Raw genomic sequence first — 1281 nt, 5'->3', positions numbered from 1 at the left:
CCCCCACATCCCCACCCCCCGCTCCAGGGAGGAACGCGATGCGCAGAAGAAAGCTGAACCTCGCGGCACTCGCCGCGGCCGCCCTCTTCCTCGTCCCCACCACCTCGGCGTCCGCCGCACCCGCCGGCGAGGACGCCGCCGCCCTCGGCTCCAAACGGCTGAACATCACCATGCAGGCCCAGCAGAAGACCAACTGGTGCTGGGCGGCCGGCGGCAACACCATCGCCACCTGGTTCGGCCGGAACTACAGCCAGAACCAGTTCTGCAACGCCGCCTTCAACCGTCAGCAGGGCTACGACTGCCCCAACAACCAGGCCACCCTCGGCAACGTCCAGACCGGGCTGCGCTGGGCCGGCGTCAACCCCGGGTCCTACGTGACCGGCTGGCTGCGCTACTCCACCGTCCAGACGGAGATCAACGCCGACCGGCCCGTCGAGACCCGCATCCAGTGGTCGAGCGGCGGCGGCCACATGCACGTGATCTACGGCTACGACGATGCCGACAGCTGGGTCTACTGGGGCGATCCCTGGCCCTCCAGCAACCGCTACAACTGGGCTTCGCACGCCTGGTACGTCGACAACGGCTCCTTCTCCTGGACCCACTCGCTCTACCGGATAGGGGCGTGACGACGATGAACGCACGTGCCACGGGTGCGGGGCTCCTCACCGCCGCCGCGCTCGTCCTGCTCGGCGCGCTTCCGGCGGACGCGGCCGACTCCCCGCCGCCCGCGCCCACCCCCGAACAGGCCGCCTCCGCGCCGGGGACCCTGGACACCCTGTCCCGGTTCTTCGCCCGGGACGGCGCCGTCGCCCGCTCGGCGGCCGCGCCGCGCGTCGAGGGCAGGTCGGTGCCCGTACGGATCCTCTCCCCGGACTTCGTCGCCGGGAAGCCGGGCGCTCCCGTCGCCCGGGTCGAGTTCCGCGCCAGCAGGGCCGTGTCCTCGGACGGCCAGAAGGCCTCGCTGTGGACGGTCCAGCGGACGGGCGGCTGGCAGGTCGTCAACATCGCCACCGGCGACGACGAGATCCGGTACGCGGAACTGGGCGGTGGCGGCCTGGTGTTCCGCGAGCCGCAGATCGACGCGTGGTACGTCCAGAAGGGGGCGAAGGTGCTGCCGCTGGACGAGGACGCGGTGCGGGCGGTCGGCCGGAACGGGACGAGCCTGGCCGCCTACCGCGACCGGGTGGTCCGTGCGTACGGGGACAAACTCCCCGGCTCGGCCTACGCGAAGAAGGGCACGGCGGGGGGCTACGGCGGGCCGCAGAAGGGTGCGTCGGGGGC

At 72.3% G+C, this 1281-nt stretch carries 2 protein-coding genes; both read left to right on the top strand.

Translation table 11 applies throughout. From position 1 onward, the window contains the following. Positions 1–38 precede the first annotated feature (38 nt). Positions 39–626 carry a papain-like cysteine protease family protein gene (locus AOK00_RS35535; protein ID WP_063886713.1) on the top strand — a complete coding sequence of 196 codons (588 nt, stop codon included), beginning with the start codon at positions 39–41 and terminating at the stop codon, positions 624–626. Positions 627–631: 5 nt separating this feature from the next. Next, a partial coding sequence (locus AOK00_RS35530; RefSeq protein ID WP_437441469.1) for a hypothetical protein occupies positions 632–1281 on the top strand: 650 nt, incomplete at its 3' end.

Origin of the sequence: Streptomyces aureus (genome assembly GCF_001418135.1) — a bacterium.
Classification (GTDB): Bacteria; Actinomycetota; Actinomycetes; order Streptomycetales; family Streptomycetaceae; genus Streptomyces; species Streptomyces aureus_A.
Note: the sequence above shows the minus strand (reverse complement) of the source record. Positions and strands in the feature narration are given on the sequence as shown.